Source organism: Levilactobacillus acidifarinae DSM 19394 = JCM 15949 (genome assembly GCF_001434835.1).
Classification (GTDB): Bacteria; Bacillota; Bacilli; order Lactobacillales; family Lactobacillaceae; genus Levilactobacillus; species Levilactobacillus acidifarinae.
In genome coordinates this window covers 119971-138623 of record NZ_AZDV01000003.1, presented here as the reverse complement: position 1 = coordinate 138623, position 18653 = coordinate 119971, and the positions used below count along the sequence as shown (strand labels likewise).

Below are 18653 nucleotides of genomic sequence, written 5' to 3'. Positions count from 1 at the left end.
ATTAAACGAAGTACTGAAGGGAATTCTCACATGGCAAACATTTTAAAGAAATGGGTCGAAAGCGATCGACGAACTTTGCGACGCCTCAGTAAATTAGCGGATAAGGTTGGCGCTTACGCTGATGAATATTCAAAGCTCTCAGACGAAGATCTGAAGGCTAAAACGCCTGAATTTAAGAAGCGCTATCAAGACGGCGAAACCTTGGACGACTTATTGCCCGAAGCTTTTGCGGCTTGTCGTGAAGGGGCACGCCGGGTCTTAGGCTTGTACCCATTCCATGTTCAAATCATGGGGGGAATCGTGCTTCACGAGGGTAACATTGCGGAAATGAAGACCGGTGAAGGGAAGACCTTGACCGCCACCATGCCCGTTTACTTAAACGCTATTGCTGGTAAAGGGGTCCACGTGGTCACGGTTAACGAATACCTGTCCGCCCGGGATGCGACCGAAATGGGTGAACTGTATAACTGGATGGGTCTGTCAGTGGGGTTGAACTCCGCCGAAAAGACGCCAGACGAAAAGCGTGAAGCCTACAATGCCGATATCACCTACTCCACTAACGGGGAAATCGGGTTCGATTACCTGCGGGACAACATGGTGGTTTACAAAGAAGACATGGTTCAACGGCCGTTAAACTTCGCCATTGTCGACGAAGTGGACTCCATCTTAATCGATGAAGCCCGGACGCCATTGATCATTTCTGGGCAATCCGAAGGGACCAGTCAACTCTACAAACGAGTGGACCGGTTCGCGAAGACCTTACACGAAAAAGAAGACTTTAAGATCGACCTGGAATCCAAGACGGTTTCGTTGACCGATACGGGAATCGAAAAAGCCGAAAAATACTTCAATTTGAAGAACTTATACGACACGGACAACACGGCCTTAACCCACCATATGGACCAAGCCTTACGGGCGAACTTCATCATGTTGCGGGACAAGGACTACGTGGTCCAAGACGGTGAAGTCTTGATCGTTGATTCCTTTACCGGGCGGGTCATGGAAGGCCGGCGTTACTCTGACGGGTTGCACCAGGCCATCGAAGCCAAGGAAGGCGTCGAGATTCAAGAAGAAACCAAGACCATGGCCAACATCACGTACCAAAACTTGTTCCGGATGTACGCCAAGTTAGCCGGGATGACGGGGACGGCCAAGACCGAAGCCGAAGAATTTCGGGAAATCTACAACATGGAAGTTATTTCCGTGCCAACCAACAAGCCGGTTGTCCGGATGGACCATCCCGATGTCTTGTACCCGACGTTGGAGTCGAAGTTTGACGCCGTTGTCCGGGAAATCAAGGACCTGCACGAAAAGGGTCAACCGATGTTAATCGGGACCGTGGCCGTGGAAACGTCCGAATACCTGTCCCAACGTTTAGATAATGAAAACATCCCGCACGTGGTCTTGAACGCCAAGAACCACGCGAAGGAAGCCGACATCATTCAAAACGCGGGTCAACGGGGTGCCGTCACAATTGCCACCAACATGGCCGGGCGGGGGACCGATATCAAACTTGGCCCCGGTGTGGTCGAACTTGGTGGTTTAGCCGTGATTGGGACCGAACGTCACGAATCGCGGCGGATTGATAATCAGCTACGGGGCCGTTCGGGTCGGCAAGGTGACCCGGGTATGACCCAATTCTACCTGTCCTTGGAAGATGATTTGATGCGGCGGTTTGGTTCCGACCGGGTCAAGGACTTCTTGCAACGGATGAACGTGGATGGTGAAGACGCCGTGATTCGGAGTCGGATGATCACTAAGCAGGTCGAGTCCGCCCAGAAGCGGGTTGAAGGGAATAACTACGATTCCCGGAAGAACGTTTTACAGTACGATGACGTGATGCGGCAACAGCGGGACGTCATCTACGGTGAACGGAATCAGATCATTCAGGAAGACAAGTCCTTGAAGTGGGTCTTGATGCCGATGATCAAGCGGACGGTCAGCCGAGTCGTTAGCCTGCACACGCAGGGTGACCAGGCCGACTGGGACTTGGATACGTTGCTGGACTTCGGAATTTCGGCCATGGTTTCACCCGATCAAATCAGCTTGGCTGACTTGAAGGATAAGACCGCTGACGAAATCGTTACCTACTTCATGGACCTGGCAAACAAGGTCTACGATGAAAAGTCCAAACAACTTTACGATCCGGCCCAAATGCTAGAATTTGAAAAGGTGGTTATCCTGCGGGTGGTTGACTCCCACTGGACGGACCACATCGACACCATGGATCAATTACGGCAATCCATTGGGTTGCGGGGTTACGGTCAGTTGAACCCGTTGGTTGAATACCAACAAGACGGGTTCCGGATGTTCGAAGAAATGATCTCCGACATCGAATACGACGCTACTCGGTTATTCATGAAGTCTGAAATTCGTCAAAATATCACGCGGTAAGTCATCATAACCGTGTAAACGGGGCTGGAAAATTTCCAACCTCGTTTTGTTATGTCCAGGGAAATTGATGGTACACTGGGTTGAGAGAATTCAAAATAACTTAAAAGGAGCCCATACAATGGAATTAACGGATGCGAAACACGCCATTCAAACCATGCACGAACAACTGACCGGCTTTAGGGGGTCGCTTTGACTTTGATGCCCTAAACGAAAGCATCAGCGTCAACGAGGGCCAGATGGCCGAACCGGGATTCTGGGATGATCCCCAGCAGGCCCAGAAATTAATTGATGCCACTAACGAGATGAAGAAAAAGGTTGAAGAATTCCAACATCTGTCCGATCAGGTCGCTGATCTAGACGTGGCCGTGGAATTGTTGAGCGAGGAACCCGACCCGGAGATGCAGGCCGATTTTGACCAGAACTTTGCTCGGGTACAGGATGCGTTACGGCAATACCGGTTGAACCTATTATTGAATCAGAAGTACGATCACAACAACGCCATTTTGGAAATTCATCCCGGCGCGGGGGGCACCGAATCGCAAGACTGGGGTTCGATGCTGATGCGGATGTATACCCGTTGGGGTGAACAACACCAGTTTAAGGTGACGGTCTTAGATTATCAGGCTGGCGAAGTAGCGGGGCTGAGTAGTGCCACGCTACTGATTGCCGGGCATAACGCCTACGGGTATCTCCGTTCCGAAAAGGGGGTTCACCGGTTGGTTCGCATCTCACCATTCGATTCGGCCGGCCGCCGGCACACCTCGTTTGCGTCCGTGGACGTCTTACCCGAACTCGACGACTCGGTGGACGTAGATATCAATCCGGCCGACTTGAAGGTCGACGTGTACCGGGCGTCCGGTGCCGGGGGTCAGCACGTGAACAAAACCTCGTCGGCCGTACGAATCACCCACTTACCGACGGGAATCGTGACGCAGAGTCAGGCCCAACGGTCGCAACTGCAAAACCGGCAAACGGCCCTGGCAATGTTACGGGCCAAGTTATACGAATTGGAAGAAGAGAAGAAGGCCAAGGAAAAGGCGGCGCTGGAAGGGGTCCAACTGGATATTGGTTGGGGCTCACAGATTCGCTCGTACGTGTTCCACCCCTACACCATGGTCAAGGATCACCGGACCAACTACGAAACCTCGCAGGGCCAAGCGGTGATGGACGGGGATCTCGATCCGTTTATCGATGCTTACCTGCAATGGCAGTTGAGCCAAAAGAACCCGGACTAACTGGGTGCTTTGTAGCTGATACTAATGGGAATTAGCTACGATGGTAACTTGACTGAGTCTTTTTTCAAATTAATCGTCAGTAAACGGAACAGCTAAAGTAGAGTTACGTCACTTCTAGACTAAATCAAAAATGATGGACTACAGCCTGGAGGCGAGCAGGCGATCCAGCCCCTGAGCGCTGGAAGGCGACTAACCGCGGCTTTATAAATATAATGATTGAACGGGTAACGCGAATGACGTGTTACCCGTTTTTGTTTAATGCTATACTGAAATCAGCTATTTTTTGGAAAGGTGTCGATTTCATGCGGACATTGTTCGTCCTGGGCAGTTTCTTCTTACAGCCCCTCTTGTGGTTAGCCATCCTGCGCTCGTGGTTGACCAGTCGTGCGCGAATCAAACGCGAACGACATGACTTTAGTAGCGCGGTCTACAGTGACCATTACGAGTTACGGCACATGTTGACGCAGGGCCTGGTGCTCGGCGTGGGTTTGTCGGTGTTAAACCTGATCGTGGGGGTCAGCTTACCGCTGGTCTGGGTCTTGGTGTACGAAGTTTTGGCGTTTATCTCGCTGATCATTTTACCGACAACGCTATTACCCATCACGCTTTTGGTGGTGAGCACCTTAATCACGGCTTACTTAGGCCCGCAGTTGGTCCCAGCGGTCGATCTGAAACCCCTGGGAGTTAACTGGGGTGGGGCCCCGGCTAGTAGTTTTGCCTGGCTTTTCGTGATTGCCTTTTTGGCTTTGGGACACTGGATTGCCCATTACGGGGGACGGTTTGCCAGCCCGCGCATTTATGCCAAGCAACGGGGCAAGCGCATTGCGGGCTATCCCTGGCGCGAATTGCTGGTTATTCCGTTAGTTACGTTGGTTCCGGGTGACTGGTTCAGTAGTACCTGGCGTTTTTGGCCGATGTTGACGCTCCACGGCCATTCCTTTGCCGTCATGATCTTACCCTTGCTGTTGGGGGTTCGGTTCACGGTCTTTCGGGAACGGCCTAAGGTGGTTTATCAACGGCTGGCACACCATCTCGTGGGCCTGGCCGGCTTAGCCCTGTTAGTGATGGGCTGGTTGTTCTGGCGACCCCAGGACTTACCGGTCGCTTTAGTGATCCTGTTGGTTTGTTACGGGGGTTGTTTATGGCGAGCAAAACGCTATGACCAACGGCAGTCCTTTTGGTATTCTCAAGTAGACGATGGGGTGCGGGTCTTAGCGATTCGACCGGGCACGCCCGCAACAAAGCTGGATTTAGCGGCGGGAGACATTATCCTAGAATGTAACCACCGGGCGGTCAACAGCGAAACGGCCTTTTACGAGGCGTTATTAATCAATCCAACTTACTGTCATTTACGGGTTCGTAACATGGCAGGCGACTTAAAAGTCACGGAAACGGCCATTTATTCCGGGGCACCACACGAAATCGGAATAGTTCTATTCAGAGATCAGGAGGGGTAAATCATGAGTAGAGTGCTAGTCGTGGATGACGAGCCAGCGATTGTGACGCTATTACAGTATAATTTGGAACAAGCAGATTATCAGGTGGTCACGGCCATTGATGGGGAACAGGCCTTGAAGCTGGCGGAACACGAACAGTTTGATGTGATTTTGTTAGATTTGATGTTACCGAAGTTAGACGGAGTCGAGGTTACGAAGCGGCTACGGCAGGAGAAAATCAAAACGCCGATTATCATGATTACGGCTAAGACCAGTGAGTTCGATACCGTGGTTGGCTTGGAACTAGGCGCCGATGATTACATCACTAAGCCGTTCAGTCCGCGCGAAGTGTTGGCCCGGATGAAGGCCGTTATGCGGCGGTACCATGACGATACGGCGCCGAAAGTTCCCGTGGATAACGGGCACGTGATTCACATCGCCGGTCTGAGCATCGATCAGGACAAGTTTCAGGTCAAACGCGGCCAGCAGGCCATCGAACTCACGCCCAAGGAATTTGAATTATTGCTCTTCTTCGCCAAGCGTCCCGGCAAGGTCTGGAGCCGTGAACAATTGCTGGAAGGCGTCTGGGGCTTTGACTACAGTGGGCAGACCCGCATGGTCGACATTCACGTCTCCCACTTGCGTGAAAAGATTGAACCGGATCCCAAACACCCGCAACTCTTAAAGACGGTGCGGGGGTTCGGTTATACGTTCGAGGCACCCCATGAGTAGGCAAATGTTGGGAATCAGTGGGGTGGCCCTGTTGGTGATCAACACCCTATTGGTTTGGTGCCTGCGTCCGGATAGTTTTGGGGTGGCCGTGATGATTGGGTGGTCGTTCGCATTGATTGAGTGGGGCGGCCTATTATGGTACCAACGGTGGGCTCAACAACGAATCACCATTTTGACCCGTAAGGTTGAAAAGATGCGCCACGCCGAGGCACCGGCGCACGTGTTGTTGTCCCCCCATGATCCCTTTTATCAACTGGCCCTGCAGATTAACTATTTACAAACGCACCAGCGTAAGTTGCGGCGGCGGATGGCCGGTCAGAACCAGGAGTTTGCGACCCTGCTCGATTACCTCCCCATCGGGGTCATGGTCATCGACCGGTACCGCAAGGTCGAACTGGCCAATCCGGCGATGGAACAGTTCTTACAGCAGCAAATTTCGACGCGCCGGCACCCGTTTACCCAGGACGTGCAGCAGTTTGAACTAGCGAGTCTAATTAATAAGGCCTTAAGTGAACGGCAGACGCAACACCGGGTGATGAAGTTGCCGGGGACGCCTAACGAACGAACTGTCGATGTTCAGGTGGTTTATACGGCGACTTCGCAGGACTTCTTTCAAGTCTTAGTCTTATTGTATGACGTGACCGAGGTCTACGCGGTTGAACAGATGCAACTGGACTTCGTGTCCAACGCCTCACACGAATTAAAAACGCCGGTGACGGCGATTGCTGGCTTTGCCAAGACCCTGTTGGCGGGGGCCAAGGATGATCCGGAAAAGTTGGTTGAATTTTTGAAGATCATCGACCAGCAAAGCGATCGACTAGTGGAATTGATTAATGATGTGTTGGCGATTTCACATATTGAATCGGGTAACGCCGTGGAAATCAACCAGGTTCCGGTCGGGCAGCAGTTGGCCGCACAGGTTCACTTGCTGGAACCCTTAGCGGCGGTGAACCAGGTGACGTTGCATAATCAGATTCCGGCCGATTTTACGGCGGCGACCGATCAACGGAAATTAGACCAAATCGTCAAGAATATCTTGAGTAACGCCATCAAATACAACCGCCCGCAAGGCAACGTGACGCTGAGTGTGACCACGACGGGAACGACCTGGGCGCTGACCATTGCCGATACGGGCATTGGCATTTCGCAACAGGATCAGCTGCGCGTGTTTGAGCGTTTTTACCGCGCTGACATCTCGCATTCGAACCAACGAGTCAGCGGGAGCGGGTTGGGCTTAGCCATCGTACGTGAACTGGTAAAGGCCTTAAATGGTAAGTTGGATTTGCAAAGTGAATTGGGTGTCGGGACTACCGTGACGCTGACTTTTCCGCGGACCGCAACGGCGGTAACGCTTGGTACGTCGGGGAAAGCGGCGACCACACCAACGCCTAAGAATTAACGTAAAGTCGACGTCTCTGGTCGGCTTTTTTGCGTTGCCCACCTTTTGAGGGACATTTACATAACCTTTACAATACGTCTACATGACATTTACAAAGACCCGCTATACTGACAATTGAGAGAACCGGCGGTGGCCACACTGGTCGGTATAGGAGGGACAACGGGATGACAAAACGACGATGGTTACAGGGCTTACTCCTCATGATTTTGGTAGCCCTGGGAATCTTTGCGTACCAGACACGTCAGGCCAGCCAGGCCGGCGGGTCGATCACGGCGGTGGGCTCCACGGCCTTACAGCCCTTAGTTGAAGCGGCCGGTGAGCAGTATACGGCCGACCATCTGGGCACGTTTATCAACGTCCAAGGTGGCGGGACCGGGACCGGACTCAGTCAGATTCAGGAAGGCGCCGTGCAGATCGGGGATTCCGATCTTTTTGCGGCCGAGCAAAAGGGCATTCGGGCTAAGGGTCTGGTCGATCATCGGGTGGCGGTCGTTGGCATTACACCAATCGTGAACCGCAAGAACGGGATCACGCGGTTGACCACCAAGCAATTAACGGCCGTTTTTACCGGCCAGGTGACCAACTGGAAACAGGTGGGCGGTAAGGACTTACCCATCGTGTTGATCAACCGGGCGCAAGGGAGTGGGACCCGGGCAACCTTCGAACAATTCGGGATTGCCGGGCACCAAGCCAAGACTGCTCAGGAACAAGACTCCTCGGGGATGGTGCGTCAGATCGTCCAAACCACACCGGGGGCCATTAGTTACGTGGCCTTTTCCTACGTGACCAAGGCGGTCCAGGCCGTGAGTTTAAACGGTGTGGCGCCGACCGAGGATAACGTGGTGACTAACCGCTGGAAGATTTGGTCCTACGAACATCTGTACACCAAAGGACAGCCCACGGGACTGACCAAGGACTTTATCGCTTACGTTCAATCCCCGACCATTCAAAAGACGCTGGTGCGCCAATTAGGCTACCTGTCACCCAGTCAGATGCACGTGACACGGGACGTTAACGGTCAGGTTACGCCGATTGGAGGGACCCACTCATGACCAAATCACCTGAACAATTAGAACAAGAATTAAAGCGCCGCTCCAAGGCAGCTAAGCTAGAAATCTGGGGCCGAGTGGTAAGCTTTTCCGCCCTGATTTTAATCGTGGCCGTTGTGGTGGCCATCATTGGCTTCGTGGCCTCTAAGGGACTAGCCACGTTTACCACCAATCACGTGAACCTCTGGGACTTCTTAAGCGGCAAAAACTGGAACCCGAGTTTGACGGACGCACACGGTAAGCCCGAAGTGGGAGCCCTGTCGATGATCGTCGGCTCGTTTCTGATTACGGTTTTATCCGCTATTGTAGCGACCCCGTTTGCGATTGGGACGGCGGTCTTCATGAACGAAATCTCACCGAACCGGGGGGCGAAAATTCTCCAGCCCGTAACCGAATTACTGGTGGGGATTCCTTCCGTGGTTTACGGGTTCATCGGGTTAAGCGTGGTCGTGCCGTTTACCCGCTCGGTCTTTGGCGGCAGTGGGTTTGGGATCTTATCCGGGACCTGCGTTCTGTTCGTGATGATCTTACCCACGGTGACGTCGATGAGTGCCGATGCCTTACGTGCCGTGCCCCGATACTACCGGGAAGCTTCATTGGCGTTAGGGGCCACGCAATGGCAGACCATCTATAAGGTGGTTCTCCGGGCCGCTACGCCGGGCTTGATGACGGCGGTGGTCTTCGGGATGGCCCGGGCCTTCGGTGAAGCACTGGCGGTTCAGATGGTCATTGGGAATGCCGCGCTGATGCCGCATTCTTTGGTCGATCCGGCAGCCACGTTGACGTCGGTTCTGACGACCGGGATTGGGAACACCGTGATGGGGTCGTTACAAAACAACGCCCTGTGGTCGCTGGCCCTGGTCTTACTGCTGATGTCGTTGGTCTTCAACCTGATTATTCGGTTGATTGGTCGAAAGGGGCGTCTCCAATAATATGAATTCTAAAGTTCAAAATAAAATTGCAATCGGCGTGCTCTACGGCATCGCCGGCGTGGTGGTCCTAATCTTACTGGCCCTAGTCGGGTATATCCTGGTCAGTGGGCTACCGAAAGTTAGTTGGCACTTCCTGACCACGCCCGCCAAAGCCTTCTTAAAGGGTGGTGGGATTGGCGTCCAACTCTTTAACTCGTTTTACCTGTTGATTTTAGCCATGTTGATTTCGTTTCCGATTGCCCTGGGGGCGGCGATTTACCTCTACGAATATGCCAAGGACAACTGGGTGACCAGCGTCGTTCGGACGGCGATTGAAATCTTAAGTTCGCTGCCTTCCGTGGTGGTGGGACTGTTCGGCTTCCTGTTCTTCGTGGTGAAGTTGCGCTTAGGCTTCTCGATTTTATCCGGGGCTTTCGCGTTGACCTTCTTCAACCTGCCGCTTTTGACGCGGAGCATCGAAGATTCCTTACACACCATCGACGACAAGCAACGCGAGGGGGGCCTAGCTCTAGGTCTTTCACGCTGGGAGACCGTCACGCGGGTCATCTTACCCGCCGCGGTGCCCAGCATCCTGACCGGGGTGATCTTAAGTGCCGGTCGGGTCTTCGGGGAAGCCGCCGCGTTAATCTACACGGCCGGTCAAAGTGCCCCCGCGTTAAACTTTATGGACTGGAATCCCTTCAACATCTCCAGTCCGTTAAACCCGATGCGTCCCGCCGAAACGTTGGCGGTCCACATCTGGAAGATTAACTCGGAAGGGATCATGCCCGACGCCAAAGCGATTTCGTCCGGGTCGTCCGCGGTCTTAGTGATTGCGATTCTGCTCTTCAACTTAGCCGCTCGGTACCTGGGTAAGCGACTGTACAAACGGCTAACGTCGGCCTAAGGAGGAACGTCTATGTTTATGAGTAGTGATATTGCCAAGCCGGGCACCACACCGGAACGCCACATCGTGCAACCCACCGATGCGCAGCATCCCACCGTGTTGTCGACGGAAGGGCTCCACGTCTTTTACGGTGATAAGGAAGCCATCTATGAAGGTGACCTCAAGTTTGCCCGTAACCAGATTACCGCGTTGATTGGGGCCTCGGGGTCCGGGAAATCGACCTTTCTGCGGTCCCTCAACCGGATGAACGACCGAATCGCCACGGTCAAGGGCCGGATTATGTACCGGGGCGTGGACATTAACCAGCCCGACATCGACGTTTACGAGATGCGCCGGCGCATCGGGATGGTTTTTCAACGGCCGAATCCATTTGCAAAATCGATTTACGATAATATTGCGTTTGCCTTGCGTCTCCGCGGCGTAACCGCTAAAAATAAGTTAGACGAAATCGTGGAAACCTCGCTACGCCAAGCTGCGTTGTGGGATCAAGTCAAAGACGAACTGGACAAGAGTGCTTTAGCCTTGTCCGGGGGTCAAGCGCAGCGGTTGTGTATTGCCCGAGCCATCGCCGTGAAACCCGACGTGTTGCTGTTGGACGAACCCGCCAGTGCGCTGGACCCCGTGTCGACTAGTCAACTAGAAGACACGTTGTTGAAGCTAAAGCAGCACTACACGATTATTATCGTGACGCACAACATGCAACAGGCCGCGCGGATCAGTGAATATACGGCGTTCTTTAATCAAGGACGGGTGTTGGAGTACGACACGACCAGCCAAATCTTTACGAATCCGCAGGTCCAGGTTACCAGTGACTATGTTTCGGGGAACTTTGGTTAGCGAGGAGCGAGGAAGAATGAGTAAGGAAATTTTAACGACCCAGGACTTACATTTGTATTACGGGAGTAAGGAAGCCCTGAAGGGAATTAATTTGGATTTTGACGAGAAGGGGATTACGGCGTTGATTGGACCGTCCGGCTGTGGGAAGTCGACCTACCTACGGACGTTGAATCGGATGAACGATTTGATTCCGGGGGTCACCATCACGGGAACCGTCCAGTTCAAGGGAAAGGACCTGTACGCCCCCAGTGCCGATACGGTCCAGATTCGTAAGGAAATTGGCATGGTGTTTCAACAGCCCAACCCGTTTCCGTTCTCCATCTACGACAACGTGATCTACGGGTTGCGGATTGCCGGGGAACGCGACAAGGAAAAGCTCGACGCCGTGGTTGAAAAGTCCTTGCGACAGGCCGCCGTATGGGACGAAGTGAAGGACCATTTACACGAAAGCGCCTTGGCCTTGTCCGGGGGGCAACAGCAACGGGTCTGCATCGCGCGGGTCCTGGCCGTGTCACCGGAGATTATTCTGTTGGACGAACCGACCAGTGCGTTGGACCCGGTCTCCAGTAGTCAAATTGAAGCGACCCTCTTGAATTTACGCCACGATTATACGATTATTACAGTAACCCACAACCTCCAACAAGCGTCGCGGATTGCCGATCGGACGGCCTTCTTCATGAACGGGGAACTGGTGGAAGTGGATCAAACGAAGAATATTTTTATGAACCCAGCTAAGAAACAAACGGAAGACTACATTAGTGGTCGGTTTGGATAATAGGAGGTAGACCGATGCGCCGGTTATTTGATGACGAATTAGCAGAATTGGATGCAGACTTTACGGAAATGGGGATGCTGGTCAGCGAGGTGATCCAGAAGTCGGTGAACGCGTTTATCGAACGTGATGCGGTCACGGCTCAGTCGATCATCGATCACGACCACGACATCAACGAACGAGAAATTGCGTTGGAAAAAAAGACGTTCGAAATGATTGCGTTGTACCAACCCGTGACCACGGATCTGCGAGAAATCGTCACGATTTTAAAGGCCGTTTCCGATTTGGAACGCGCCGGGGACCACGCCCGCAACATTGCCCACTCGACGATTAAAATGGGCGAGAAGCAAAAAGTGGCGGAATTGGAACAATTGATGGCCGAAATGGGACAGATGACCACCAAGATGGTCCAAGACGTGTTGGCCGCTTACGTCAACAAGGACGATCACGAAGCCCGGTCGTTAGCCGACGTGGATCGACAATTAGATCACCTGAATCACCGGGTACGTAGCCTGAGCTACCACGCCATGAGCCGGGATGCGACCTTCGAGACGGGGGCGTCGATTTACTTAAACGTGGCGCAGGACTTGAGCCGGATTGGCGATTACGTGACCAACGTATGTGAATGGATCATCTACCTGCGTTCCGGCAAGATTGTGGAACTGAACTCGGCTAGTGAGGGGACGGAAGACTAGGCAGTTATGCGTCAGGCTGGTTGGCAGACAACTGATATTTAGAGCTTGTTTTTAAACTTAATTGTTGATTAAAATAACGACTCATTGTCCTCCGATTCGGAAGAATGCAGGCAAGTTGTTGTCATAACGAGTGTGAGCTGGAGGGCCAGTCAGAAATGGGCTCAGGGGTGAAATTTGTCTTAGTCGACGTCTTTTAGTCGGCTTAGACAAAGGTCGGTCTTCAAGACCTGGGCTACGGGCTTGAAGCCGTGCCCACCCCGTTCCAGCCTGTTTCTGACTGGCCCGGAAGCGCTGGATTTTCTAGACTTAATAGTTTTAAAGCGGGGAGTAATTCCCCGTAATTCTTACCGAAATTTGAAGATTTAAACCAGCGGTCACTGAAAACTTGCTTTCAGTGGCCGCTTTCGTTATTCTTTTCCCAATAGGACAAGTTTAATCAGACTTAAAGGAGGCCATGACAATGGCAGCAAAGAAAAAACTCGTGCGTTCCCGGACCAACCGTCTCGTCGGTGGGGTCCTTGGTGGAATTGCCGACTACTTTGGCTGGAATGCCAACCTATTGCGATTGATCTACGTGATTATCACCATTTCGATTCCGTTCTTACACGTGGTATTGGGCCTATTGGTCTACGTCATTTTAATGACGTTTATGCCGCTGGACGACTCACAATCCACTGGTTCTAACTTCAGTGATCTCTTCGGCTTCGGTCGGGGGGGTCAACAAACTAACCCGAAAGCTGATCGCAAGGTGATTCACGACGTGACGGAACACGACGTCCACCATAAGGATGGTGAGTAGATGCGCTTTTGGACCCGGATTTTAGTCAATGCGTTGATTTTTCTGGCGTTAGCGGGGTTCTTCCAGAGTTCGCTGGCGGGAAATTACCAGCACGCGTTTTACGTTTCTAGTGTGGGCATCGCGTTACTGGCCAGCTTAGTCCTGGCGATCTTAAATGCGGTGGTCAAACCGATTCTGTTCGTGTTGTCGCTACCCATTACCATCTTGACGCTGGGCCTGTTCAGCGTGGTGCTTAACGCCATTATGCTGGAACTCACCGCCTGGTTTGTGGGGAGTAACTTCGCCTTTGCGTCGTTTGGCGTGACGCTGATCGTCGCCATCGTGATGTCGTTAGCTAATGCCGTCATCAGTGACCACTTCGCCCGGGGGTAGGGTGTCCTAGCCCCGGGTAAGGGCTGAACTATTAAGTAAGCGCTATCTTAACCCGGTAACCGATTCTTAACGCGGTTGTGGTAACGAATTGAATTTGATAGGAGAAGCCCCGCTAAAGTGCTAAAATTAGGGTATGTTTTATGAGACGATGTAGTTAGGAGGAAACACGCATGCCAGAAAGCGTTACGGTCGCCGACCTGGTCAAGGCTAATCGATTAGATGTCTATTCCGGTCAAGATGACCTCAATCGGCAAATTACGACCAGCGATATTTCGCGTCCCGGATTGGAACTAACGGGGTACTTTAATTACTACCCGGCCAAGCGAATCCAACTGTTGGGGATTACGGAAACCTCGTTTGCCAAGGGAATGAGTCACGAACAGTTATTGGACGTGATGCAAAAAATGTGTCAGCCCGAGACGCCCGCGTTTGTGGTGTCGACCCAGCTCGACCCACCTGAAGAATTAAAACAGGCCGCCGAGGAAGCCCAGATCCCGATTTTAGGGACGAAACTTACCACGTCACGGGTTCTCAGTAACATGACCAACTTCTTGGAAGGCAAGCTCGCCGAACGGCAATCCGTTCACGGTGTGTTGGTCGACATCTACGGGGTGGGGGTCATGATTACCGGGGATTCCGGCGTGGGAAAAAGTGAAACCGCTTTGGAACTGGTCAAGCGGGGGCACCGGTTGATTGCCGATGACCGCGTGGAAGTTTATCAGCAAGACGAACAGACTTTAGTCGGCGCCGCTCCCGCCATCTTGAGTCACTTACTGGAGATCCGGGGAATTGGGATCATCGACGTGATGAACCTCTTTGGGGCCGGGGCCGTGCGGAGCGAAACCGATATTGACCTGATCGTCCACCTGGAACTCTGGCACGATGACAACCACTTCGATCGGTTGGGTAATAATACCGAAAGTCAGAAATTCTTTGACGTTGAAGTTCCCAAGATTACCATTCCGGTTAAAACTGGGCGGAATTTAGCCATCATCATCGAAGCGGCGGCCATGAATTTCCGGGCCCGCTCGATGGGCTACGACGCCACTAAGGTTTTTGACGATAATTTGAACCGCTTAATTAAACAAAATTCCCAAAAGGATGGAGGGACGCAATGACGGTTACACCATTTTTAGCCGCTCTGAATCCGATTGCGGTGCATTTAGGGCCCCTTCAGGTTCACTGGTACGGGGTGATCATTGCTTCCGGCGTGATCTTAGCGGTCTTATTGGCCGTTCGTGAAGGGCGCCGGCGGGGCATCAACCCCGATGATATCTATGATATGATTTTATGGGCGTTGCCGGCGGCGTTAATTGCCGCGCGGTTGTATTACGTGGCCTTTCAGTGGCCGTATTACAGTCAGCATCCCGGTGAAATCATCGCGATTTGGGACGGGGGAATCGCCATCTACGGCTCATTGATTGGGGCCGGGCTGGTGGTGTACTTCTTCTGCCGGTCGCGGTTTATTCCCGTGTGGTTGATGCTCGACGTGGCCGCCCCGACCGTCATCTTAGGTCAGGCCATTGGTCGGTGGGGGAACTTCATGAACCAGGAAGCCTTTGGGCGCATCACCAGCTTGTCGTTCTTACAAGGCCTGCACCTGCCACACTTCATCGTGGAGCAGATGTTCATCAACGGTGCCTACCGCCAGCCGACCTTCCTGTACGAATCAACCTGGGATCTGATGGGCTTCGTGGTCTTGATGAGTTTGCGTCACTACCCGCAGCTGTTCAAGCAAGGTGAGGTCTTCTTGGGTTACGTGATGTGGTATTCGTTGGGCCGCTTCTTTATCGAGGGAATGCGGACCGACAGTTTGATGTTGGGTAACGTGATTCGGGTGTCCCAACTCTTATCCGTGATTTTGTTTGTGGGCGCCGCAATCATTTGGATTTACCGGCGTCGTCAAAATACACCACCGACGGATTACTTAGCCGGTAACCCGTTTCGTGAACGAACCAAACTTTCTAATTAAGGAGAATCCAGACTATGTCAGAGAAAATTGCCGTTCTTGGTGCCGGTTCTTGGGGCTCCATCTTGGCCAATGTTTTAGATGAAAACGGGCACGATGTGCGATTATGGTCCTACAACCCCAAGCAGGTTGAGGAATTAAATACCCAGCACACCAACAGTCACTACATCAAGAACTTTACGTTCTCCAAGTCCCTGGTCGCCTATGCCGATATGGCCAGTGCCATTGACGGGGTGGACGCCATTTTATTCGTGGTCCCGACTAAGGCCGTGCGGTCCGTGGCCCATGAAGTGGCCGGTATTTTAACCGCTAAGCACTTACAACCAGAATTGATCCATGCCAGCAAAGGGATTGAGCAGAAGACCTACAAGCGGATCTCCCAAATTTTGGAAGAAGAGATTCCGGCGGCTAACCGGAAGGCCGTCACGGTCTTATCCGGTCCGAGTCACGCCGAGGACGTGGCCCGTCACGACATTACCTTGATTACGGCAGCCAGTGCCAGTCCGGAAGCGGCCAAGTACACCCAGAAGCTCTTTATGACGCCGTACTTCCGGGTTTACACCAATTCCGACGTGATTGGCGTCGAAATTGGCGCGGCCTTGAAGAACATTATCGCTCTAGGGGCCGGCGCGTTACACGGGTTAGGCTACGGGGACAACGCCAAGGCGGCGTTGATGACCCGGGGCTTGGCTGAAATTTCGCGGTTAGGGACGTCCTTTGGGGCGGACCCCATGACCTTTATCGGGTTATCCGGGGTCGGTGACGTGATCGTCACGGCCACGAGTACCAATTCGCGAAACTGGCGGGCCGGTGACGAACTCGGTCGCGGTGAAAAGCTCGACGATGTAATCAGCCATATGGGGATGGTGATCGAAGGGTTGGCCACGACCAAAGCGGCCTACGAGTTGTCACAAAAGCGCGGGGTGTCGATGCCGATTACAGAGGCCATTTACCAAGTCCTTTACGAAGGTAAGGACATTAAGACGGCCATTTCCGACCTGATGCAACGCGAGGGTCGGTCCGAATTCTAATTAGTGTGAAAATTTGAGGAGGGTTTAAACTCTTATGAGAAAAGTCAGAAAAGCCATTATTCCAGCTGCGGGACTCGGAACTCGATTCTTACCAGCAACCAAGGCGTTAGCCAAGGAAATGTTACCAATTGTTGATAAACCAACGATCCAATTCATTGTCGAAGAAGCCCGGCGTTCCGGGATCGAAGACATCGTAGTCGTTGACGGTAAGTCGAAGCGTTCCATTGAAGACCACTTCGATTCTAATCCCGAACTGGAAGCTAACTTGGAAGCCAAGCACAAGGAAAAGATGCTCAAGCAGGTCCAAGAGACTACGGGGATGAACCTGTACTTCATCCGGCAACCGTATCCCCGCGGATTGGGTGACGCCGTCTTAACGGCGAAGGCCTTTATCGGGGACGAACCGTTCGTGGTCATGTTAGGCGACGACATGACGGACAGTAAGGTGCCCCTGACCAAGCAACTGATTGACCGGTACGACCAAACGGGCGCCTCAACGTTGGCCGTTATGCGGGTGCCGCACAAGGACACCGCTAAATACGGCGTAATCAACCCGTCCGAAGAAACCATGCCAGGTCTGTACAACGTCACGAACTTCGTCGAAAAGCCCCAACCAGACGAGGCCCCTAGTGATTTGGCCATCATCGGTCGTTATCTCTTTACGCCGGAAATCTTCGAAGCCTTGGAAAACACGCCTATCGGGTTAGGCAACGAACTCCAATTGACCGACGCCATCGATAACTTAAACAAGACCCAGCGCGTCTTTGCCCACGAGTACACGGGTAAGCGTTACGACGTTGGCAACAAGTTCGGCTGGCTACAGACGAACATTGAATATGGGTTGCAACATCCGGAAACGAAGACGCAATTACGGCAGTACATCAAGGAATTGGGCAAACGACTCGATGCCGAAGATCAACCGAAGTCAAAATAGGTGACAAACTTACTTTTTCCTAGTAAAGTAATGGTCAGGCAAATCAGGATGAAGGGGAGTTGTTAACTTGAAGAATTACGATGTAATTGTCATCGGTGCAGGACCCGGTGGGATGACCGGGGCGTTATACGCTTCGCGGGCCAACCTGTCCGTGTTGATGCTCGACCGGGGAATCTACGGTGGTCAGATGAATAACACCGCTGCGATTGAAAACTATCCTGGCTTTAAGTCCGTCTTAGGACCCGACTTAGCCAAGGACATGTACGATGGCGCGACCCAGTTTGGCGCGGAATTCGCCTACGGGAGTGTTGAGAGTATTGAAGATCACGGTGATCACAAGGTCGTGAAGACCGATGATGGTGACTACGCTGCTAAAGCGGTGTTGATCGCAACCGGCTCCGAGTACAAGAAACTCGGCGTTCCCGGTGAAGATGAATACGGTGGCCGGGGTGTTTCGTACTGCGCGGTCTGCGACGGTGCGTTCTTCAAGAACCGTGAAGTCGTCGTTGTCGGTGGTGGGGACTCAGCCGTTGAAGAAGGCCTTTACTTGGCCGGTATCGCGTCTAAGGTCACCATTGTCGTTCGGCGGGACCAATTACGGGCCCAAAAGATTTTGCAGGACCGGGCGTTTGCTAACGAAAAGATTGAATTCGTTTGGAACACTAACGTGACGGAAGTCCAAGGCGATAAGATGAAGGTCACCGGGGTCGCTACGCATAACAACCAGACTGGCGAAGATGGTCACATTGACGCCAGCGGGGTCTTCATTTACGTGGGAACTTTACCAATGACCGACGCCTTCAAGGGCTTAGGGATTACCGACGAGGCGGGTTGGATTAAGACCGATGATCACATGACCACGGCCGTTCCTGGTATCTTCGCTATTGGGGATGTGCGGCAAAAGGATTTGCGGCAGATCACCACGGCGGTTGGGGAAGGTGGCACGGCGGGACAAGCCGCGTTCGCCTACCTGGAAACCCTTAAGTCGCAAGCGGCAACGCAAGATTAATTTAAGCAAACAACGAAACGGAGGCGGCCAAAGTGGCGCCTCCGTTTTTTGGTAGCCATTGTTAAAACGGGCTCAGTGCTTTCCAACCATGGCTGACTGGTCCGGAAGCGGGCAACCCATGAAATTTAATTCACCGAACTTTTGCAATCTCGACAGACATCGCATAGGATAG

At 52.7% G+C, this 18653-nt stretch carries 18 protein-coding genes; all 18 read left to right on the top strand.

What is annotated here, in order from left to right:
- Positions 1 to 30 precede the first annotated feature (30 nt).
- The 18 genes from secA to trxB all read left to right on the top strand — a co-directional run bounded on the left by secA (position 31) and on the right by trxB (position 18481).
- Positions 31 to 2394 (top strand): preprotein translocase subunit SecA, encoded by a 2364-nt coding sequence (gene secA, locus FD25_RS01285; protein WP_057800783.1) that lies wholly within the window; start codon positions 31 to 33, stop codon positions 2392 to 2394.
- A gap of 118 nt (positions 2395 to 2512) precedes the next feature.
- A protein-coding gene (gene prfB / locus FD25_RS01280) for a peptide chain release factor 2 (RefSeq protein ID WP_146999902.1) occupies positions 2513 to 3629 on the top strand; the annotation gives its coding sequence in 2 pieces (ribosomal slippage) (positions 2513 to 2584 and positions 2586 to 3629; 1116 coding nt in all).
- A 302-nt stretch (positions 3630 to 3931) separates the two neighbouring features.
- Positions 3932 to 5086 (top strand): PDZ domain-containing protein, encoded by a 1155-nt coding sequence (locus FD25_RS01275; protein ID WP_057800781.1) that lies wholly within the window; start codon positions 3932 to 3934, stop codon positions 5084 to 5086.
- Between the two features lie 3 nt (positions 5087 to 5089).
- Positions 5090 to 5797, top strand: coding sequence for a response regulator transcription factor (locus FD25_RS01270; RefSeq protein WP_057800780.1), 708 nt, complete (start codon positions 5090 to 5092; stop codon positions 5795 to 5797).
- A complete protein-coding gene (locus FD25_RS01265; RefSeq protein WP_057800779.1) occupies positions 5790 to 7196 on the top strand; it encodes a sensor histidine kinase in 1407 nt (468 codons plus the stop codon). The genes FD25_RS01270 and FD25_RS01265 overlap by 8 nt, the downstream gene beginning before the upstream one ends.
- Positions 7197 to 7360: 164 nt before the next feature.
- The gene (locus tag FD25_RS01260) at positions 7361 to 8248 is read left to right on the top strand and encodes a phosphate ABC transporter substrate-binding protein (protein WP_057800778.1); all 888 of its coding nucleotides are present in this window, start codon (positions 7361 to 7363) and stop codon (positions 8246 to 8248) included.
- Complete coding sequence (gene pstC / locus FD25_RS01255; protein WP_057800777.1) at positions 8245 to 9177, top strand: phosphate ABC transporter permease subunit PstC; 933 nt, start codon at positions 8245 to 8247, stop codon at positions 9175 to 9177. The genes FD25_RS01260 and pstC overlap by 4 nt, the downstream gene beginning before the upstream one ends.
- A gap of 1 nt (position 9178) precedes the next feature.
- The gene (gene pstA / locus FD25_RS01250) at positions 9179 to 10063 is read left to right on the top strand and encodes a phosphate ABC transporter permease PstA (protein WP_057800776.1); all 885 of its coding nucleotides are present in this window, start codon (positions 9179 to 9181) and stop codon (positions 10061 to 10063) included.
- A 12-nt stretch (positions 10064 to 10075) separates the two neighbouring features.
- Positions 10076 to 10900: a phosphate ABC transporter ATP-binding protein PstB gene (pstB, locus tag FD25_RS01245; protein ID WP_146999904.1), complete on the top strand. Its 825-nt coding sequence runs from the start codon at positions 10076 to 10078 to the stop codon at positions 10898 to 10900.
- A 16-nt stretch (positions 10901 to 10916) separates the two neighbouring features.
- Complete coding sequence (pstB, locus tag FD25_RS01240) at positions 10917 to 11675, top strand: phosphate ABC transporter ATP-binding protein PstB (protein WP_057800775.1); 759 nt, start codon at positions 10917 to 10919, stop codon at positions 11673 to 11675.
- Between the two features lie 14 nt (positions 11676 to 11689).
- A complete protein-coding gene (phoU, locus tag FD25_RS01235; protein WP_057800774.1) occupies positions 11690 to 12367 on the top strand; it encodes a phosphate signaling complex protein PhoU in 678 nt (225 codons plus the stop codon).
- Between the two features lie 460 nt (positions 12368 to 12827).
- Positions 12828 to 13166, top strand: a complete 339-nt coding sequence (locus FD25_RS01230; RefSeq protein ID WP_057800773.1) for a PspC domain-containing protein — start codon at positions 12828 to 12830, stop codon at positions 13164 to 13166.
- The gene (locus FD25_RS01225) at positions 13167 to 13538 is read left to right on the top strand and encodes a phage holin family protein (RefSeq protein ID WP_057800772.1); all 372 of its coding nucleotides are present in this window, start codon (positions 13167 to 13169) and stop codon (positions 13536 to 13538) included.
- A gap of 170 nt (positions 13539 to 13708) precedes the next feature.
- A complete protein-coding gene (gene hprK, locus FD25_RS01220; RefSeq protein WP_057731132.1) occupies positions 13709 to 14656 on the top strand; it encodes an HPr(Ser) kinase/phosphatase in 948 nt (315 codons plus the stop codon).
- Positions 14653 to 15510 (top strand): prolipoprotein diacylglyceryl transferase, encoded by an 858-nt coding sequence (gene lgt, locus FD25_RS01215; RefSeq protein ID WP_057800771.1) that lies wholly within the window; start codon positions 14653 to 14655, stop codon positions 15508 to 15510. Before hprK ends, lgt begins: the two co-directional genes overlap by 4 nt.
- A gap of 14 nt (positions 15511 to 15524) precedes the next feature.
- Positions 15525 to 16538 (top strand): NAD(P)H-dependent glycerol-3-phosphate dehydrogenase, encoded by a 1014-nt coding sequence (locus tag FD25_RS01210; protein ID WP_057800770.1) that lies wholly within the window; start codon positions 15525 to 15527, stop codon positions 16536 to 16538.
- A gap of 34 nt (positions 16539 to 16572) precedes the next feature.
- Positions 16573 to 17472, top strand: coding sequence for a UTP--glucose-1-phosphate uridylyltransferase GalU (gene galU / locus FD25_RS01205; protein ID WP_057800769.1), 900 nt, complete (start codon positions 16573 to 16575; stop codon positions 17470 to 17472).
- A 67-nt stretch (positions 17473 to 17539) separates the two neighbouring features.
- Positions 17540 to 18481, top strand: a complete 942-nt coding sequence (gene trxB / locus FD25_RS01200; RefSeq protein WP_083484039.1) for a thioredoxin-disulfide reductase — start codon at positions 17540 to 17542, stop codon at positions 18479 to 18481.
- Positions 18482 to 18653: the final 172 nt, after the last annotated feature.